This is a genomic window from Pseudomonas sp. NPDC089554 (assembly GCF_050280645.1).
In the GTDB taxonomy this organism is placed as follows: domain Bacteria; phylum Pseudomonadota; class Gammaproteobacteria; order Pseudomonadales; family Pseudomonadaceae; genus Aquipseudomonas.
Genome location: NZ_JBNNVR010000104.1, coordinates 1 through 17,654, shown reverse-complemented (window position 1 = coordinate 17,654; position 17,654 = coordinate 1). Strand labels below are relative to the sequence as shown.

Genomic DNA, 17,654 nt, shown 5'->3' with positions numbered 1-17,654 from the left:
TGCCGAGCCAGGCGTGCCGCTGGACGCCGACGCGCTGGAAGACCTGTTCCACTTCCTTGGCCAGTACGACCTGCTCAGCGCGCAAGACGCCGCCCAGCGCGAAAGCTACGCCACCAAGGCCGCCGCCACGCGCCAGGGCCTGTGGACGCGGGTGCTGCACCAATACCTGTTCTTCCGCATTCCGCTGTGGCGCCCCGACCCGTTTCTCAACCGCGCCTGGCCGGTGCTGCACCGCCATGGCGGTTGGATCCTGCGCCTTGGCCTGCCGTTGCTGCTGGCGCTGGGGCTGTTCCTGGTGATCCGCGACTGGTCACGCTTCATCGCCACCTTCCCACACCTGTTCAGCTTCGGCGGCGTGCTGGCGTTCGGCATCGCGCTGACCTTCGCCAAGCTGTGCCACGAGTTCGGCCATGCCTTCATGGCCAAGCGCGCCGGCTGCCGGGTGCAGAGCATGGGGCTGGCGTTCATGGTGTTGCTGCCAATGTTCTACACCGACGTCAGTGATGCCTGGCGGGTCAGTGATCGACGTTCACGCTTGCTGATCGACGCCGGCGGGATCTTCGCCGAGCTGGTGCTGGCGGTGCTGGCGCTGCTGGCCTGGTCGCTGCTGCCCGACGGGCCAGCGCGCACGGCAGCGTTCATGCTGGCCAGCGCCACCTGGATCACCACCCTGGCGATCAACCTCAACCCGTTCATGCGTTTCGACGGTTATTTCATCATCAGCGACTTGTGGGGCATCGAGAACCTGCAAAACCGCGCCTTCGCTTTGTGCCGCTGGCGCCTGCGCGAGGCACTGTTCGGCTATGGCGAGCCGCCCCCCGAGGCCTGGCCTGCGCCCATGCACAAGCGCCTGCTGGTGTGGGGCTACGGTGCCTGGCTGTGGCGCGCGGTGTTGTTCCTGGGCATCGCCCTGGCGGTGTATCACCTGTTCTTCAAGGTGCTGGGCATCTTCCTGATGGTAGTGGAGCTGGTGTGGTTCATCGGCCTGCCGGTGTGGAAGGAAATGCAGCAATGGTGGCAACGCCGCGAGCAGGCCGAGCCGCGCAAGGTGTTGCTGACTGGCGGGGCTCTGGTGCTGCTGCTGTTGCTGCTGGCCGTGCCTTGGCGCAGTGCGGTGGAGGTGCCAGCGCTGCTCGAGGCGGCGCGGGTGGGTGTGCTGCATGCGCCGGTGGCGGCACGCCTGAAGGCGGTGCATGTGCAGGATGGCCAGGCGGTGCAACAAGGCGAGCTGCTGATGGAGCTGGAGTCGCCCGACCTGGACTCGCGCCAAGCCATCGTGCGCCGCGAAATCGACATCCTGCAATTGATGCTGCGGCGTCAGTCTGGCCGCAGCGCCACCGCCAGCGACGCCGGCATTCTCGAGCAGCGCCTGGCCGAGGCGGTGGCGGAGTTCCGCGGCATTGCCGCGCAGCGCGAGCGCCTGCAACTGCGTGCGCCCCAGGCCGGCGTGCTGCGTGACCTGCCGGCCAACCTCGTGCCCGGCCAGTGGCTGGGGGGCGGGCAGGTGCTGGCGCGGGTGGTCGAGCCGGGCCTGCGCCTGCGTGGTTACCTGGCCGAGGATGCATTGTGGCGCGTCGGCCCTGGCAGCGAAGGGCGCTTCATCGCCGACGACCCGGCCCGTGCGGCGCTGGACGTGCGCCTTGAGCAAGTGGATGCCACCGGGGTGGGCTTCCTGGAAATCGAAGCGCTGGCCTCCGACCGCCACGGCCCGATTGCCGTGCGCCGCGATGCCCAGCAGCGGGCCGAACCGCTGCAAGCCCAGTATGGCGCGCGCCTGGCCTTGCTCGACGAGGCCGGCGAGTTGCACCAGCCGCAGCGCGGCGTGGTGGTGTTGAGTGGTGTGCGTGAGTCGTTGCTGGGGGCTGCCTGGCGCCGGATGGTGGCGCTGGGGGTACGAGAGAGTGGTTTCTAGACACTGAACACAGGAGCCGGCATGCCTGACCTGCCGCGTTGTTCCCGACTACCGCTGGCCATCGACCTGGCCGGTTTGCTGCAAGCCCTGGCGCGGCTCGATACCGAGGCCTGGCAGGCGCATTTCAACCGCGACTACCACCAGGGTGATTGGAGCGGCGTGGCCCTGGTGGCTGCCGAGGATGCACCGCTGCCCTTGGCCCCCGGCCTCGGCGCGCCGGTGCACAGCGCCTGGTGGCGCGACGAGCCGGCCTGGCAGGCGCTGCTGCAACGCTGGCCCGCCAAGGTGCGTGCGGCTCGGCTGTTGCGCCTGGGGCCTGGCGCACGCATCCATGAGCACCGCGACCCCGACCTGGGCAGCCCCGGTGGCTGCTTGCGCTTGCACGTGCCGTTGCTCAGCCCCGAGGGCGTGGCGTTCCTGGTCGATGGCTTGCAGGTACCGATGCGCCCCGGTGAATGCTGGTTCCTCGACCTGTCGCGCCCGCACCGGGTAGACAACCCCAGTGCGCTGGAGCGGGTGCACCTGGTGATCGACTGCGAGGCCGACCCGGCATTGCTGTGCTTGATCGACCAGGGCCTGGCCCAGACGCCCGCCTTGCAACTGGGCAGGGCGGGGCAGGATTTCGCCCGTTTTCGCGAATGTGTCGTGGCCGACCCCGCGCTCGCACAGCGTCTGCAAGCAATGGCCGACCCACAGGCGTTCATCGCCCAGGTGCTGCTTGAGTGCGAGCGGCTGGGGCTTGAGTTTTCCGAGGCTGAGGTAAGGGGCGCGATGCGCCAGGGCAAGCAGGCGTGGAGCGACCAATGGCGAGTCTAGGCAACGAAGGTGATTTCCATGGCTGGCTGCCGATTCGCACCTGGCTGCGCGATGGCGAGTGGCGGGTGGACTGGTGCTGGTTCGGTGAAAGCCGGCTGACCCAACCGTTTTTCCGCGACGACGTGGATGTCGCCCTGCGCCTGCCGTTCAACCAGGCGCTACGCCGCGAAACCGGGCTTACGCCGCTGTTCGACTGGCAGGTGCGAAGCCCTGGCCTGGCGCCGGGGGCGCTGGTGTTCCATGCCTCGCGCTGTGGCTCCACCCTGGTGGCGCAGTTGCTGGCGAGCCTTGAGCGCAATGTGGTGCTGTCCGAGCCGCCGCCACTGGACAACCTGCTGCGTGCCCATCTGTTCGACCCGAAGGCCGCTGCCTGGCAGCCGCGAGCCGTGGAGGCGCTGCTGTCAGCTTATGGCCAGCAGCGGCGGGGCGATGAACAGCAGTTGGTGATCAAGCTCGATGCATGGAATGTGTTCGAGGCGCCGTTGCTGGCGGCCTTGTACCCGGACACCCCGCGGGTGTTCCTGTACCGCGACCCGCTGGAAATCGTCGTCTCGCAGCTGCGCCAGGCCGGCATGCACCGGGTACCGGGGTTGCTGGGGCCATCGGTGCTGGACCGCCTGCTGCCCGATGCCCAGCGCATGAGCCCGGTGGAGTACACCTGCCGGATGATTGGCGAAATTTTGCGCGCTGGGCTGGAATTGTGTCGCGATCATGGTGGTATCGCGCTGAACTACAGCGAACTACCCCACGCCACCTGGGGGCGCCTGGCGCCGTTGCTGGGGGTGATGCCGGGGGACACCGAGCACTTGCAGCAGATTGCCGCCTTCGATGCCAAGCAACCGGCCATGACCTTCAGCAGCGATACCCGGCGCAAGCGTGACGAGGCCGATGCAACGGTGCGCGAGGCGGTGCAGCGCTGGGCCTGGGCGCCTTACGCGGAGCTTGAGGCAGTGCGCCTGAGCAATGCTTGATTGGCGCCTGGAAACTGGCGTCAAAAGCCCTCAAACGGGTGTTTGTAAAAATAAAAAATTATCCGACGAGTGATGATGGCGAAATGCCTAATCCATCGGCTACGCTCAAGCCATCGTGTAGGACAATCCATCTCGGAAGTCCGTCCCCAGCCGGGGTCGCTAGCAAGGAAGCCAGACACATCATGCCAACACCCGTGGTTTCCCTTCGCCCCTGCGTGGCTGCCGACCAAGGCTTCCTGCGTGCCCTGTACGCCAGTACCCGCGCCGAAGAAATGGCCCATACCCCTTGGGACACGGCGGCGATCGAGACGTTCCTCACCCAGCAGTTCCAAGCCCAGCACGACTACTACCAAGCGCATTTCGCCGACGGCCAGTTCCTGGTCATCGAGGCGGCGGGCCAGCCCATTGGCCGCGCCTACCTGCTGTGGACCGACAGCCACCTGCAAATCATCGACACCGCACTGCTACCCGACTGGCAAGGCCAGGGCATCGGCTCGCAGCTGATGACCGAATGGCTGGTGCAGGCCGATGCCCAGGGCCTGAGTGCCGGCCTGCACGTCACGGCGCACAACCCGGCGCTGCGCCTGTACCAACGCAATGGTTTCCAGGAGGTTGGCGAGAACGGCGTGTACCTGAAGATGCGCCGCCCAGCCCTCGCCACTGCCACTCCAGCCTGAACAAGGACCCAGACATGTACGTCATGCCCACCCAGCAAGCCCTGCAAGACGCCACGGGCAGCCTTTTCCAACTGTGGATCGGCGAAGACCAGGCGCTCGATGCGCAGCTGCTCGCCGTGACCGACGGTGTGGCTATGTCGCCGCGCTACCAGTGCTTTTCGGCGGATTTCGCCCTGCCCCATGGTGTGGTCCTGCCCCAGGCGGTGTTTCGCCTGTCGCCACCCGGTGAGGAAGGCTGGCTGCTGCTGATGACCCCAACGCTACCGGACACCGATGGGCGCAATGTGCTGCAAGCGGTGTTTCACATGGACAAGCCGGCCTGAGGGCCCGAAACGGATTCCGCGGGCCAGGTGGCCCGTGCTCGCAGCACCATCAAAGGAGCGCAGTAGATGAGTGAGCCATTCCTGGGTGAAATCATTATTTTCGGCGGCAACTTCGCCCCACGCGGCTGGGCGTTCTGCCAGGGCCAGTTGCTGAGCGTCGCGCAGAACACCGCGCTGTTCTCGATCCTCGGTACCACCTACGGCGGCAACGGCCAGACCACCTTCGGCCTGCCCGACATGCGCGGTCGCAGCCCGATCGGTGCGGGGCAGGGGCCAGGCTTGACGCCGATCGAGCTGGGCGAGCAGGCCGGCACCGAGCAGGTGACCCTGACTTCGATGAACGTGCCGCCGGTAACGGTCAACATGACTCAGGTCACCGTGCCGGTGGCGATTCCGGTGGCCATCGCCGACTCCAACCTGGCCATACCGAGCAATGCCAGCGTGCTGGGTAAGTCGGTCGACAGCGCCGGTACCGGTGCAACCGTGGACATCTATTCCAGCGAGCAGCCCACCACCACACTGGCGCCGTTCACCGCGCGTCCTACGGGCGCTGCGTTTACCTCTGGCGGCAATGTGCCGATAGAAATTCGCAGCCCGTACCTGGGCGTCAACTACATCATCGCAACCGCAGGCCTGTTCCCGTCTCGTAACTGAGGACGGGTAACCGCCAAGACGGGCCATGGGGTGCACTTCGCGACCCCATGGCCCGTCGAGGTTTTCTACAACGCACGCGCCTGCGCTTACCCGGCGCGGCAGGAACAACCAGCCCCGGGGCTGATCGAGGTTCACCATGGCATTCTGGAAACGTGGCAAGCGCACCCCTCAACCTGCTGTTTCCACGCCACGGCCGAGCCTCATCCAGGCCCTGGAGCCGCGCATGATGTTCGACGCCTCGGTGGCCGTGGTCGCCGACCAGGGCGCCCAGGCCGTCGAAGCTGCCAAGGCGGCCACCGGCAAAGACACCAGCGCAGCCCCTCCCGACACCAGCAACCCCAAGGATGTCGCCGCCGCCCATGACGCCGCGCCTGGCACCGCCGCCGCGCCCGCTGCTACGGCCGGCCGGGAAGTGGTGTTCATCGACTCGGCCGTCAGCGACTACCAGAAACTCATCGCCGGCCTGCCTGAGGGCGTCGAGGTGGTGGTGCTGGACAACAGCAAGGACGGCTTCAAGCAGATTGCCGACTACCTCGCCGGGCGCACCGACGTGTCGTCCATCGACATCATCAGCCACGGCGACAAAGGCTATGTGTACTTGGCCGGCAATGCCATCTGGGGCAACCAGCTGGCCAGCCATGCGGCGGACCTGGCGCGCATCGGCGACAGCCTGGTGGCCGGTGGCGATATTCGCTTCTTCGCCTGCAATACCGGCGCTGGGGACAGCGGCCAGGCCTTCGTCAACGAAGTCGCGCGGCTGACCGGCGCCGACGTGGCAGCCTCTTCCGACTCGACCGGCAACCGTGCCAGCGAGAACTGGGCGCTGGAAACCGTGGCGGGCATCGTGGCCAGCGGTACCGGCGTGCAGCGTGGCGACGTATCGAATTTCAATACCTCGCTGGCCACCATTACGGTGACCGACACCGACGCCTCTTCGACTGCGGTCAATGGCAAGGTATCGCTGGCTGAGGCGATCCAGGCGGCCAACACCAACCTCTCGGTGGATGGCTCGGCGGCAGGTAGCAGTACCGGTGCCGATATCATTGTCTTCGACCAATCGCTCAAGGGCGCGACGATCCGCTGGAGTAGTGCCAGCGCCTTGCTGGTCACCAGTGAAATCATCATCAACGGCGATGTCGACGGCGATGGGCGCGGCGACATCATTTTCAGCGGCGACGTCAACAACAACGGCACACGCGATACCGGCGAGGCGTCTGGCCTGCAAAGCAATACCAACGGCGTGTTGACCGTTCGCAACCTCGACTTCAGGCATTTCTCCAGCAACGCCGCAGGTGGTGCCATCCGGGCCAACGGTGGCTCGATCACCATCGAAGACTCGAACTTCCAGAACAACGCAGGTTCGGTGATCAACTCGAACACCACGGCCGGCTCGACCGTGGTGATACGCAACACCACCATCCATGACAACGACACCAGCATTGTGGGCAACACTGGGATGTCCTCGCTGGTGCGCCTGGGCGGTGCCAACAACCATGTGCTCGAAAACGTGGCGATCTATCGCAACACCGGCACGCTCGCGGGGGCCGGTACCGTCGCAGGTGCCTCGGTGATCGTGCTAAGCAACGCCGGTGGTTCGGTCCGCATCATCAACAGCACCATTGCCGACAACACTTTCCTGAACACCAGCACCGGCAGCGTTACTTCCGCAGGCATAGGTTGGGTGAATGGTGGCGCTGGCACGGTCACCGTGCAGAACAGCATCATCACCGGAAACACAGTCAACGGCGCGGCACTCGATGCCGCGACCAACGGTGGTGGCGGCGGTGGCTACACCAGCACCACCAACCTGATCGGCACCTCGGTGAACTTCGTCAACGCCGCCGCCGGCGACTATCGCCTGGCCGCCAGCGCCACCAACGCCATCGACCAGGGCACGGCAAGCGGCGCGACCACCACCGACCTGCGCGGCTTCGACCGCCCACGCGGCGGCGGCGTCGATATCGGTGCATACGAGGTGCTGTACAGCGCCCCACCGGTGGTCGACCTGGACACCACCACCGGCGGCAATAACAGCACGGTTAACTACACCGGCACCCCGGTGGCGATCGTGCCGAACATCGACCTCAGCCAGACCGACGGCGACACCCAGGTCAGCGGCGCCACCCTGAGCCTTTCCGGCCAGCTCGACGGTGGCAGCGAAACCCTGACCCTGAGCGCCGCGCAGATCAGCCTGGCAGCCAGCTACGGCATCACCATCAGCGGCTCGGGCACCTCGGTGCTGGCCCTGAGCGGCGTCGCCACCCTGGCCCAGTACCGCGCCGTATTGGCCTCGGTGCAGTACAGCAACGCCAACCCCAGCCACACCTCGGGTACCCGCAGCGTGACCGTGGCGGTCAACGACGACATGGGCAGCACCGTGCGCACCGCCTCGGTGGTGGTGATGCCGCTCAATGTTCCGCCGGTGATCGGCAACGTCAACGGCGATTCCGCCAACTACAACCAGGGTGGCGGCAGCGTGCTGCTGGACACTAGCAGCAATGCCACGGTGACTGACGCCGACTCCGCGAACTTCGCTGGTGGCAACCTCACCGTGTCGGTCGGCAACGGCGTCGGTAGCGAGGACGTGCTGGGCATTCGCAACCTCGGGCAGATCGCCGTCAGCGGCGGCAATGTCACCTACGGCGGTGTCTCCATCGGTACCGTCAGTGGCGGTACCGGCGGCGCCAACCTGGTGGTGACCTTCAACGCCAATGCCAACGCGGCGGCCGTGCAGGCGCTGATAAGCAGCCTGACCTACGACAACAGCAACGCCAGCCAGGGCATCAGCCAGGCCACCCGCTCGGTGAGCATCACCGTCAACGATGGTGACGGCGGTACCTCGGCAGCGGCCACGGTCACTGTCGCGGTGCGTGAAACCGTGCCGCCGACGGCCACCATCGTGGTTGCCGACGCCGCACTGCGAATTGGCGAAACCTCGCAGGTGACCATCACCTTCAGCGAGGCCGTGACCAATTTCAGCAATGCCGACCTGACCATCGCCAACGGCACCCTCAGCAACGTCAGCAGCAGCGACGGCGGCATCACCTGGACCGCCACCTTCACCCCGACCAACAACATCACCGACGCCACCAACCTCATCACCCTGAACAACGCAGGCGTCACCGACCTTGCCGGCAATGCGGGCGTGGGCACCACCGACTCGAACAACTACGCCATCGACACCGTGCGCCCGACCGCCAGCATCGTGGTGTCCGACACGGCGCTGAGGGCTGGCGAGACCTCGCTGGTGACCATCACCTTCAGCGAAGCGGTGACCGGCTTCAGCAATGCCGACCTGACCCTGGCCAACGGCACCCTCAGCGCTGTGAGCAGCAGTGACGGCGGCATCACCTGGACCGCCACCTTCACCCCCACCAGCAACATTACCGATGCCACCAACGTCATCACCCTGAACAACGCAGGCTTCACCGACCTTGCCGGCAACGCTGGCACTGGCACCACCGACTCGAACAACTACGCCATCGACACCGCGCGCCCGACCGCGGTCATCGTGGTGGCCGACTCCAACCTGAGCGTCGGTGAAACCACCACGGTGACCATCACCTTCAGCGAGGCGGTCACAGGCTTTACCAACGCCGACCTGACCATCGCCAACGGCACCCTCAGCACCGTGAGCAGCAGCGACGGCGGCATCACCTGGACCGCCACCTTCACGCCCACCGGCAACATCCAGGACACCACCAACATCATTACCCTGGACAACACCGGGGTGACCGATGCGGCCGGCAACGCCGGCACCGGCACCACCACGTCGAACAACTACGCCATCGATACCGCGCGCCCGACCGCCACCATCGCGATGTCCGACAGCGCCCTGCGTATCGGCGAAACTTCGCTGGTAACCATCACCTTCAGCGAGCCGGTGACCGGCTTCACCAATGCCGACCTCACGGTCAGCGGCGGCACCCTCAGCGCAGTCAGCAGCAGCGATGGTGGTATTACCTGGACGGCGACCTTCACACCTACCAGCAGTATCCAGAGCACCGTCAACACCATCACCCTGGACAACACCGGGGTCGCCGACCAGGCGGGCAACGCAGGCTCAGGCACCACCGCCTCGAACAACTACGTCATCGATACCCTGCGCCCGACCGCGACCATCGTGGTGGCCGATACCAACCTGACCGTGGGCGAGACCACCACGGTGACCATCACCTTCAGCGAAGCGGTGAGCGGTTTCACCCTGGCCGACCTGACCGCGCCCAACGGCACCCTGAGCAATTTGTCTTCCAGCGATGGCGGCATCACCTGGACCGCCACCCTGACCCCTGCCACCAATGTGCAGGACGCCACCAACGTCATCACCCTGGCCAACACCGGCATCGCCGACCTGGCCGGCAACGCAGGCAGCGGCACCACCGACTCGAACAACTTCGCCATCAGCACCCGGCAACCCACCGCGAGCATCGTGGTGGCCGACACCAACCTGAGCATCGGTGAGACCACCACGGTGACCATCACCTTCAGCGAGCAGGTCACAGGCTTCACCCTGGCCGACCTGACCGTGGCCAACGGTACCTTGAGTGGCTTGTCCACCAGCGATGGCATTACCTGGACCGCCACCCTGACCCCCACCAGCAACGTGCAGGACGCCACCAACGTCATCGTCCTGGACAACACTGGCGTGGTCGGTGTCGATTCGGGCAGCGCGGGCACCGGCACCAGCACCTCGACCAACTACACCATCGATACCATACGCCCGACCGCCACCATCGTGATGGCCGACACCAACCTGGGCATCGGTGAGACCTCGCAGGTGACCATTATCTTCAGCGAGCCGGTCACCGGCTTCACCAACGCCGACCTGACGGTCAGCGGCGGTAACCTCAGCACGGTCAGCAGCAGCGATGGCGGGCTGACCTGGACGGCGACCTTCACGCCCAGCGGCGCCAGCCAGAGCACCGGCAATGTCATCATGCTGGACAACACCGGGGTCACCGACCAGGCTGGCAACGCCGGCAGCGGTACCACCAACTCGAACAGCTACACCGTCGATACCATCCGCCCGACCGCGACCATCGTGGTAGCCGACCCCAACCTGACCGTGGGCGAAACCACCCTGGTGACCATCACCTTCAGCGAAGCGGTGAGTGGTTTCACCCTGGCCGACCTGAACGTGCCCAACGGAACCCTGACTGGGTTGTCTTCCGCCGATGGCGGCATCACCTGGACCGCGACCTTCACCCCCTCCGCCAATGTGCAGGACGCCACCAACGTCATCACCCTGACCAACACCGGTGTCGTCGACCAGGCCGGTAACGCCGGCACCGGCACCACCAGCTCGAACAACTTCACCATCAACACCCAGCAACCCGTTGCGAGCATCGTGCTGGCCGATACCAGCCTGCGTATCGGCGAAACCTCGTTGGTGACCATCACCTTCAGCGAGCCGGTCACCGGCTTCACGCTGAGCGACCTGACTGCGGCAAACGGCACGTTGAGCGGGTTGTCCAGTGCCGATGGCGGCTTGACCTGGACCGCCCTCTTCACCCCCACTGGCAACGTGCAGGACGCCACCAACGTCATCGTCCTGGACAATTCCGGGGTGGTCGGCGTGAACTCGGGTAACGCCGGTTCCGGTACCACCGCCTCGATCAACTACGCCGTCGACACCCAGCGCCCGACCGCTACCATCGTGGTCGCCGACCCGACGCTGAGCGGCGGTGAAAGCACCACGGTGACCATCACCTTCAGCGAGGCGGTGACCGGCTTCAGCCTGGCAGACCTGAGCGTGGCCAACGGCACGCTGACTGGGCTCAGCACCACCGACAACATCACCTGGACCGTCACCTTCACCCCGACCGTCGGTGTCGAGGACGCCACCAACCTCATCGTCATGGACAACACCGGTGTGAGCGATGCCGCCGGCAACTCAGGTTCCGGCATCACCATTTCGAACAACTACGCCATCGATACCCAGGCGCCGACTGCGCAAAACATCGTTACCGTCGACCCATCGCCGAGCAGCGCCAGCAGCATCCGCTACACGGTCACCTTCAGCGAAGCGGTGAACGGGGTCGGGATCGAAGACTTCCTGCTGGTCGCCACCGGCAGCGCCGCGGGCACCATCACCGGCCTGACCTGGATCGACGCGCGCACCGCGCAGGTCACCGTCAGCGGCGTGAGCGGCATCGGCACCCTGGGCCTGAACCTCAACAGCAGCGGCACCGGCATCACCGACACGGCGGGCAACGCGATCAATGGCGGGCTGACCGGTGCGACCTACACCGTCGACCGTGTCACACCGCAGGTGACCTCGGTGAACGTGCCGGTAGGCGTGACCTACAACGCCGGCGACACCCTGACCTTCGTGGTCAATACCGACGAAGTGGTGATCGTCGATGGCGTGCCGCACCTGACGCTGGATATCGGCGGGCGGACCGTGCTGGCCGAGTATGTTGCGGGTTCCGGCACCACCACCCTGGTGTTCCAGTACACCGTGCAAGTGGGTGACAGCGACAGCGATGGCATCCAGGTGACCGGGCTGGCCAACGGCAGCGGTGGCCTGCACGATGCCGCCGGCAATGCGCTGAACCCGACCCTGAACAACGTCGGCAACACCAGCGGGGTGATCGTCGATGCCGTGCCGCCGAGCGTGGTCAGCATCGTGCCGAACCTGCCGGGCGCCTCCGGTAACCAGAGCTTCACCGTGGTCTTCAATGAAGACGTCACGGGCGTCGACCTCAGCGATTTCAGCCTGGTGACCACCGGCAATGCCAGCGGTACCTTGCTGTCGCTGGTGCGTATCGATGGCCGCACCTGGCAGGTCAACGTCGGTAACGTGACCGGTGCCGGTAGCCTGGCGCTGGCGCTCAATGCCAGCGGCACAGGCATCCAGGATGCTGCCGGCAACGCCATCGTAGGGGGCTTCGCCGGGCGGGCGCTGGGGCTTTCCAGCAACGACGGCGACCCGGAATTCCGCGCCACGCCAACGCCGCTGCCGACCCTGGATTCTGGCACGCAGATCCAGCAACCCATCGCGCCCGTGCCGCCACCGTTCCAGTCGCCACTGCTGCCGCCACCGTTGTTCGAAGTGCCGAACCTGGGCGGCGGCATGCCGACCCTGGGCAGCATCTTCATCCACAACGGCGCGCTGGCCCCAAGCTTCCTCGCCCAGGTGTTCAGCAACAGCCAGCCGGGTGTCGGCAATGGTTCCGGCGCGGGCTTCCTGGGCTTTGGTGGCGGCGATGCCAGCGTGTTCGGCAGCAGCAGCCTGGCCAATATCTTCGGCAAGGAAATGCCCGACGATGGCGGGCAGTACGAATTGAACGGCGGCAAGCCATGGCGCCAGGCTGCCGAGGCGGCTGCCGGGAAAGGCTTGTCCGGGGCACCGACCCTGGGCCAGCAATTGCAAGGCATCACTCAGGGTGAGCATCGCCAGGCCAGGGACCTGGCGGCCGCCCTGGAGCAGATCAAGGCGCGCGTACCTCAGGTGTGAGCGGTAGGGCAGGACGTATGCAACGAGAAGAAGAAAGTGCCGTACCAGGGGGCGGCCAGGGATGAGCAAAGCAGCTAGGTTTTTCGCAGTAAGCGTTCTGGCGTTGGCGGTCACCGGGTGTGCGGTGAAGACCCAGCCCATCGAGCCATCGGTCAGTGAACAGCGGGCACGGGACGACCTGTCGCGCATGTTCAAGGGCCAGGAGGCCTTGCAAGGGCCGTTGACCCTGCACCAGGCCATGGCCCGGGCAGTGAAGTACAACCTGGAGGCGCGCCTGAAGGTCATGGAAGAAGCCCTGGCCCAGCGCCAGGTCGACCTCTCCAGCTTCGACATGCTGCCGCGCATGGCGCTGTCGGCGGGGTATGCCGGGCGCAACAATGTCAGCGCCTCCAGCAGCCGCAGCGTGCTGACCAACACCCAGTCCCTGGAACCTTCGACCTCCCAGGACCGCGACCGCGAGGTGGCGGACCTGACCATGGTGTGGAACGTGCTGGACTTCGGCGTCAGCTACGTCAGCGCCAAGCAGCAGGGCGACCAGCGCCTGATCGTGCAGGAGCGTCGGCGCAAGGTGGTGCAGACCATCATCCAGGACGTGCGTTCGGCCTACTGGCGCGCGGTGGCTGCCGAGCGCTTGCTCAACCAGATCGACACCCTGATGACCCGTGTCGAGGTGGCCAAGGAGAACAGCCAGCGCATGGGCGAGCAACGCATCGGCGACCCTATCCAGGCCCTGGGCTACCAGCGTGCGTTGATCGAGGCCACCCGCCAGCTGGAAGAGCAGCGCCGGGCCTTGTCGCTGGCCAAGACCGAGTTGGGGGCATTGATCAACCTGCCGCCGGGCAGCGACCTGACCCTGGCAGCCAACGACGACTACAGCGTGCCGGAGCTCAAGGTCGAGCTCCAGACCCTGGAGCAGCACGCGCTGGCCTCGCGCCCCGAGCTGCGCGAGCAGGATTACCAGGCGCGCATCAGCGCCGCCGAAGTGCGCAAGTCGATGCTGCGCATGCTGCCGGGTCTTGAGTTCTCGGCCGGTGGGCACTACGACAGCAACAGTTTCCTGATCAACCAGAACTGGGCCGACTACGGCGTGAAGGTCACCTGGAACCTGTTCAACGTGCTCTCGGGGCCGGCGTCCATCGACGTGGCCAAGGCCGGCGAGCAAGTGGTCGAGGCGCGTCGCCAGGCGATGTCGATGGCGATTCTGGCGCAACTGTACGTGGCCAACGCCAACTTCAACGAGGCCCGCCGCCAGTTCGCCACCAGCCAGCAGCTGGTGTCGCTGGACCGGCAGATCGTCGAACAACTGCGCAACCGCCACCAGGCCCAGGGCATCGGTGAGCTGGAGTTGATCCAGGGTGAGCTGAACGCCTTGCAGGCCGACCTGCGCCGCGACCTGGCCTATGCCGAGCTGCGCAACAGTTATGGGCAACTGTTCGCCAGCGCCGGCCTCGACCCGCTGCCGAGCAGCCTGCCGTCCGACCAACTGGCCGATATCGCCCAGGCCCTGGGCAATAACGAGGCGCGCTGGCAGCGCGGAGATATCGCGCCGGGGTCGTGAGACCCCTGGCGTTGAATGGCCGTGGCTGCGCAAACCCTGTAGGAGCGGGCTTGCCCGCGAACCGGGGCGCAGCCACGGCCATCCAACGCAGCGTCTGGTTCGTACAGACTGTTGAACTAACGCACCTGCGCCAGCACATACCCCAGCAACCGCTCCACCGAAACCTCCAGCGCCACCCCCGCCGTCTCAACCACCAACTCGGCCGTCACCGGCGCCTCGTACGGCGCATCGATCCCGGTGAACCCCACCAGCGCGCCGCTGCGTGCCTTGCGGTACAAGCCCTTTGGGTCCCGCGCCTCGCAGGTAGCCAGGTCAGCCTTCACATGCACCTCATGAAACGGCGCCTTGCAGGCCCTGCGGGCCAGTGCGCGGTCGTCGCGGTAGGGCGAAATGAACGCCGCGATGCACAGCAGCCCCGCATCGGCGAACAACGCCGCTACTTCGCCCGCGCGGCGGATGTTCTCGCTGCGGTCTTCGGGTGAAAAGCCCAGGTCGGCGTTCAGCCCTGTGCGCAGTACATCACCGTCGAGCACATAGCAGGCATGGCCCAGTTGCTTGAGCCGCTGCGCCAAGGCTTGGGCCAAGGTCGATTTGCCTGAACCGGAGAGGCCGGTGAGCCAGATGACTGCACCGAGGGGCGCGAGTTCGCTTCCTGTGTGGGGCATACGGACGCTTCCTGCTTGCTGGTCACGCGAGTTTACTTAGCTGTCAGCGTTGCGAAAAGCGGCATGCCCATTCGCTTGATGGCTGCCATTATTTGTTGTTGTAGCATCGCCCTCCGACCATATAGCGAACCATGTGTAATTTACCGTTGGTGTCTTCGTAGCTCATGATGCTTTTGACATTGCCGCAATAGAGCACGTTCTGTGACACGTGCACGACCTTGGCGATATCCAGGGTCATGTCATAGCGATAGTTTTCCAACGTTGGCATGGGCTTGTTCAGGCTCTGCGCATAACGCGCAGTGGCGTCTCTCCCCGCTTTTTCCAATCGAGCGTTGATGTCGTTTATATCGTTTTGCGCATTGGCAGACACCGTGAAAAATACCAGTCCCACAATAACGAAGCTTCTCAAAATATTCATAATCGATCCCATAAAAAAGCGCCCAGAGTGGGCGCTAAAATTCACCTATTCCAAAGGAGCACATGTGCTTCAAAGGTGAATGCATTGATGCTTTGACGCCTGATGAAAAACTAACAAGTCAACGCTGACAGGCGGATGAGTGGCGAATTACAATTTGGAAAGGCAAACTTCCCTTACAAGACACTCAGTGGATACTCCACAATCAAGCGGAGCTCGTCCAAGTCGGATTCGAACTGTGTAGCCCGTGTGTTGGCCTGCCGAATCCGGAACGACATGTCTTTCATCGAGCCTGTCTGAACGACATATTTAACCTCGATATTACGTTCCCAACGCTTCTGGTGGGTCAGCGGGTTGCCGTCACCATCCCGACGCATATAAACACTGTTCGCGTTCGAGTAATCGGCATCCGTGCCCTTGCCATAGCGGGTCATGAAGCTGAGGCCTGGAATACCGTACTTCGCCATGTTCAAGTCGTAGCGCACCATCCATGAGCGTTCTTTGGGGGAGTTGAAGTCGCTGTACTGGATGGAGTTGTCGAGGTAAATCGCGTCCGACTGACGCAGGTAATCGAAGTCGTCATCGCCGTTGTTGCGCTGGTGGGTCAGCGACACGGTGTGGGCGCCAAAGCGTACTCCCAGCTTGCCGCTCCAGATGTTGTTGTCGAACTCGCCCAGCAGTTGCTTGCCTTCGTCGACGGCGCGGTAGTAGTTGAAACCGGCCAACAGCGAGAGGTCATCCGAGAGCGGGTAGGTGAACGAGGTACCGAAGTAGTGTTGGTCCCAGGCATCCTTCAAGCGACTGGTGTAGAGGCTGACGGTCGTGTACGTATTGAACTCGTAGTCCCCACCGAAGTAACCCACCCACGGTGCATCGACCGGGCCGGCATAGAAGGTCGCGAAGTTGTCTCGCATGTCACTGGACACTGGCTGGCTCATGGCATGGAGGCGGCCACCTTGCAGGGTCAGGTCTTTCACGCTGGTATTGGAAAAGGTCACGCCGCGGAAAGATTCCGGCAAGAGCCTGGAGTCTCCGAAGGACACCACCGGTGTCAAGGGAAACACATCACCGGCCTTGATGACGGTATCGAAAGCCCGGGCCTTTACTGCGCCACCCACTTTTGTGTACTCATCACGCGCCTTGCCGTCACTGTCGACGGGCAGAATATCGAACGAACTGCGTGCGCCGTTACGGCCACCGCCGGTATCGAGCTTCAGCCCAATCATGGCGAACGCATCTACCCCAACACCGACCGTACCCTGGGTGAAGCCAGATTCGAACTTGGCAATGATTGCATGCGCCCACGCTTCGGAATAACCAGCGCCCCCCGGGGCTTGCTCGCCATTGCGGTTGTCCCGGTTGAAATAGAAGTTTCGGTTCAGTACATCGAGGCGACTACCTTCGATGAAACCTTCTTTTTCATTGACTTCAGCTGCAATGGCCAGCGTGCTGGCACTTGCCGATACGCAGAGAACAGCAAGTGAAAGCGTCACACTTGTTTTCATGATTGCTCCGACCCTTTGGCAGTTTTTATAGAGAGAGGGCGGCTATTTATTGTTCAGTCTCTAAGTGGCAGCCGCACTCAATCATTACTGCGCAAAACTAACTGGAGCATGATGGGTACATTACGATTTTGTCAGGACGCCCGGCCGTTCTTGCCGGACTTGTCTCGATGACATTCCTTTTGACCATATCCTCCCCGGGGGGATACGCTGTTTGCCAATCCGCGCTACTCCATCGCGACCAGGAAAACGGCACTTCCGGGAGGTTTGCATGCTATCGGTCCTGAAAAATAGAACCTACAGACACCTGTTCCTGGCCCAAGTCATCGCGCTGGTCGGTACCGGGTTGGCTACCGTCGCATTGGGACTACTGGCCTTCGATCTCGCCGGCGCCCAAGCGGGTGCCGTACTGGGCACGGCGCTTGCGATCAAGATGGCGGCATATATTGGCGTTGCGCCTGTGGCTGCAGCATTCGCGGAACACCTGCCGAGAAAGGCCATGCTGGTGGCGCTGGATGTGGTCAGGGCGTCGGTAGCTCTCCTACTGCCTTTCGTCACAGAGATTTGGCAGGTCTACATCCTTATCTTCGTGCTCCAGTCTGCGTCTGCTGCATTTACCCCAACGTTCCAGGCCACCATTCCCGACATCCTTCCCGACGAGCGCGAATACACCAGGGCCCTGTCGCTGTCTCGCCTAGCCTA

At 64.3% G+C, this 17,654-nt stretch carries 12 protein-coding genes; 9 read left to right on the top strand and 3 right to left on the bottom strand.

The genetic code is table 11. The annotated features are described in order from the left end of the window. From ACQKPE_RS22670 to ACQKPE_RS22635, 8 genes are all read left to right on the top strand, one after another. A partial coding sequence (locus tag ACQKPE_RS22670; RefSeq protein ID WP_427668941.1) for an HlyD family efflux transporter periplasmic adaptor subunit occupies positions 1-1,912 on the top strand: 1,912 nt, incomplete at its 5' end. Between the two features lie 21 nt (positions 1,913-1,933). Then, a complete protein-coding gene (locus ACQKPE_RS22665) occupies positions 1,934-2,728 on the top strand; it encodes an aspartyl/asparaginyl beta-hydroxylase domain-containing protein (protein WP_427668940.1) in 795 nt (264 codons plus the stop codon). Then, entirely contained in the window at positions 2,716-3,699 is a 984-nt protein-coding gene (locus ACQKPE_RS22660) for a sulfotransferase family protein (protein WP_427668939.1), read from the top strand. The genes ACQKPE_RS22665 and ACQKPE_RS22660 overlap by 13 nt, the downstream gene beginning before the upstream one ends. Positions 3,700-3,881: 182 nt before the next feature. Beyond that, complete coding sequence (locus ACQKPE_RS22655; RefSeq protein WP_427668938.1) at positions 3,882-4,376, top strand: GNAT family N-acetyltransferase; 495 nt, start codon at positions 3,882-3,884, stop codon at positions 4,374-4,376. A 14-nt stretch (positions 4,377-4,390) separates the two neighbouring features. Continuing rightward, the gene (locus tag ACQKPE_RS22650; protein ID WP_427668937.1) at positions 4,391-4,699 is read left to right on the top strand and encodes a DUF6916 family protein; all 309 of its coding nucleotides are present in this window, start codon (positions 4,391-4,393) and stop codon (positions 4,697-4,699) included. 66 nt (positions 4,700-4,765) lie between these two features. After that, complete coding sequence (locus ACQKPE_RS22645; protein WP_427668936.1) at positions 4,766-5,353, top strand: phage tail protein; 588 nt, start codon at positions 4,766-4,768, stop codon at positions 5,351-5,353. Between the two features lie 136 nt (positions 5,354-5,489). Continuing rightward, positions 5,490-12,812 carry an Ig-like domain-containing protein gene (locus ACQKPE_RS22640; RefSeq protein WP_427668935.1) on the top strand — a complete coding sequence of 2,441 codons (7,323 nt, stop codon included), beginning with the start codon at positions 5,490-5,492 and terminating at the stop codon, positions 12,810-12,812. Between the two features lie 61 nt (positions 12,813-12,873). Further along, positions 12,874-14,370, top strand: a complete 1,497-nt coding sequence (locus tag ACQKPE_RS22635) for a TolC family protein (protein WP_427668934.1) — start codon at positions 12,874-12,876, stop codon at positions 14,368-14,370. A gap of 116 nt (positions 14,371-14,486) precedes the next feature. Here ACQKPE_RS22635 and cysC read toward each other — a convergent pair whose 3' ends face one another. The 3 genes from cysC to ACQKPE_RS22620 all read right to left on the bottom strand — a co-directional run bounded on the left by cysC (position 14,487) and on the right by ACQKPE_RS22620 (position 16,955). Further along, entirely contained in the window at positions 14,487-15,035 is a 549-nt protein-coding gene (gene cysC, locus ACQKPE_RS22630; protein ID WP_427668933.1) for an adenylyl-sulfate kinase, read from the bottom strand. A gap of 88 nt (positions 15,036-15,123) precedes the next feature. Continuing rightward, positions 15,124-15,453 (bottom strand): DUF2790 domain-containing protein, encoded by a 330-nt coding sequence (locus ACQKPE_RS22625; RefSeq protein WP_427668932.1) that lies wholly within the window; start codon positions 15,451-15,453, stop codon positions 15,124-15,126. A gap of 173 nt (positions 15,454-15,626) precedes the next feature. After that, positions 15,627-16,955: an OprD family porin gene (locus tag ACQKPE_RS22620; RefSeq protein WP_427668931.1), complete on the bottom strand. Its 1,329-nt coding sequence runs from the start codon at positions 16,953-16,955 to the stop codon at positions 15,627-15,629. 268 nt (positions 16,956-17,223) lie between these two features. Here ACQKPE_RS22620 and ACQKPE_RS22615 point away from each other — a divergent pair. Then, on the top strand, positions 17,224-17,654 hold a 431-nt coding region (locus ACQKPE_RS22615), incomplete at its 3' end, for an MFS transporter (protein ID WP_427668930.1).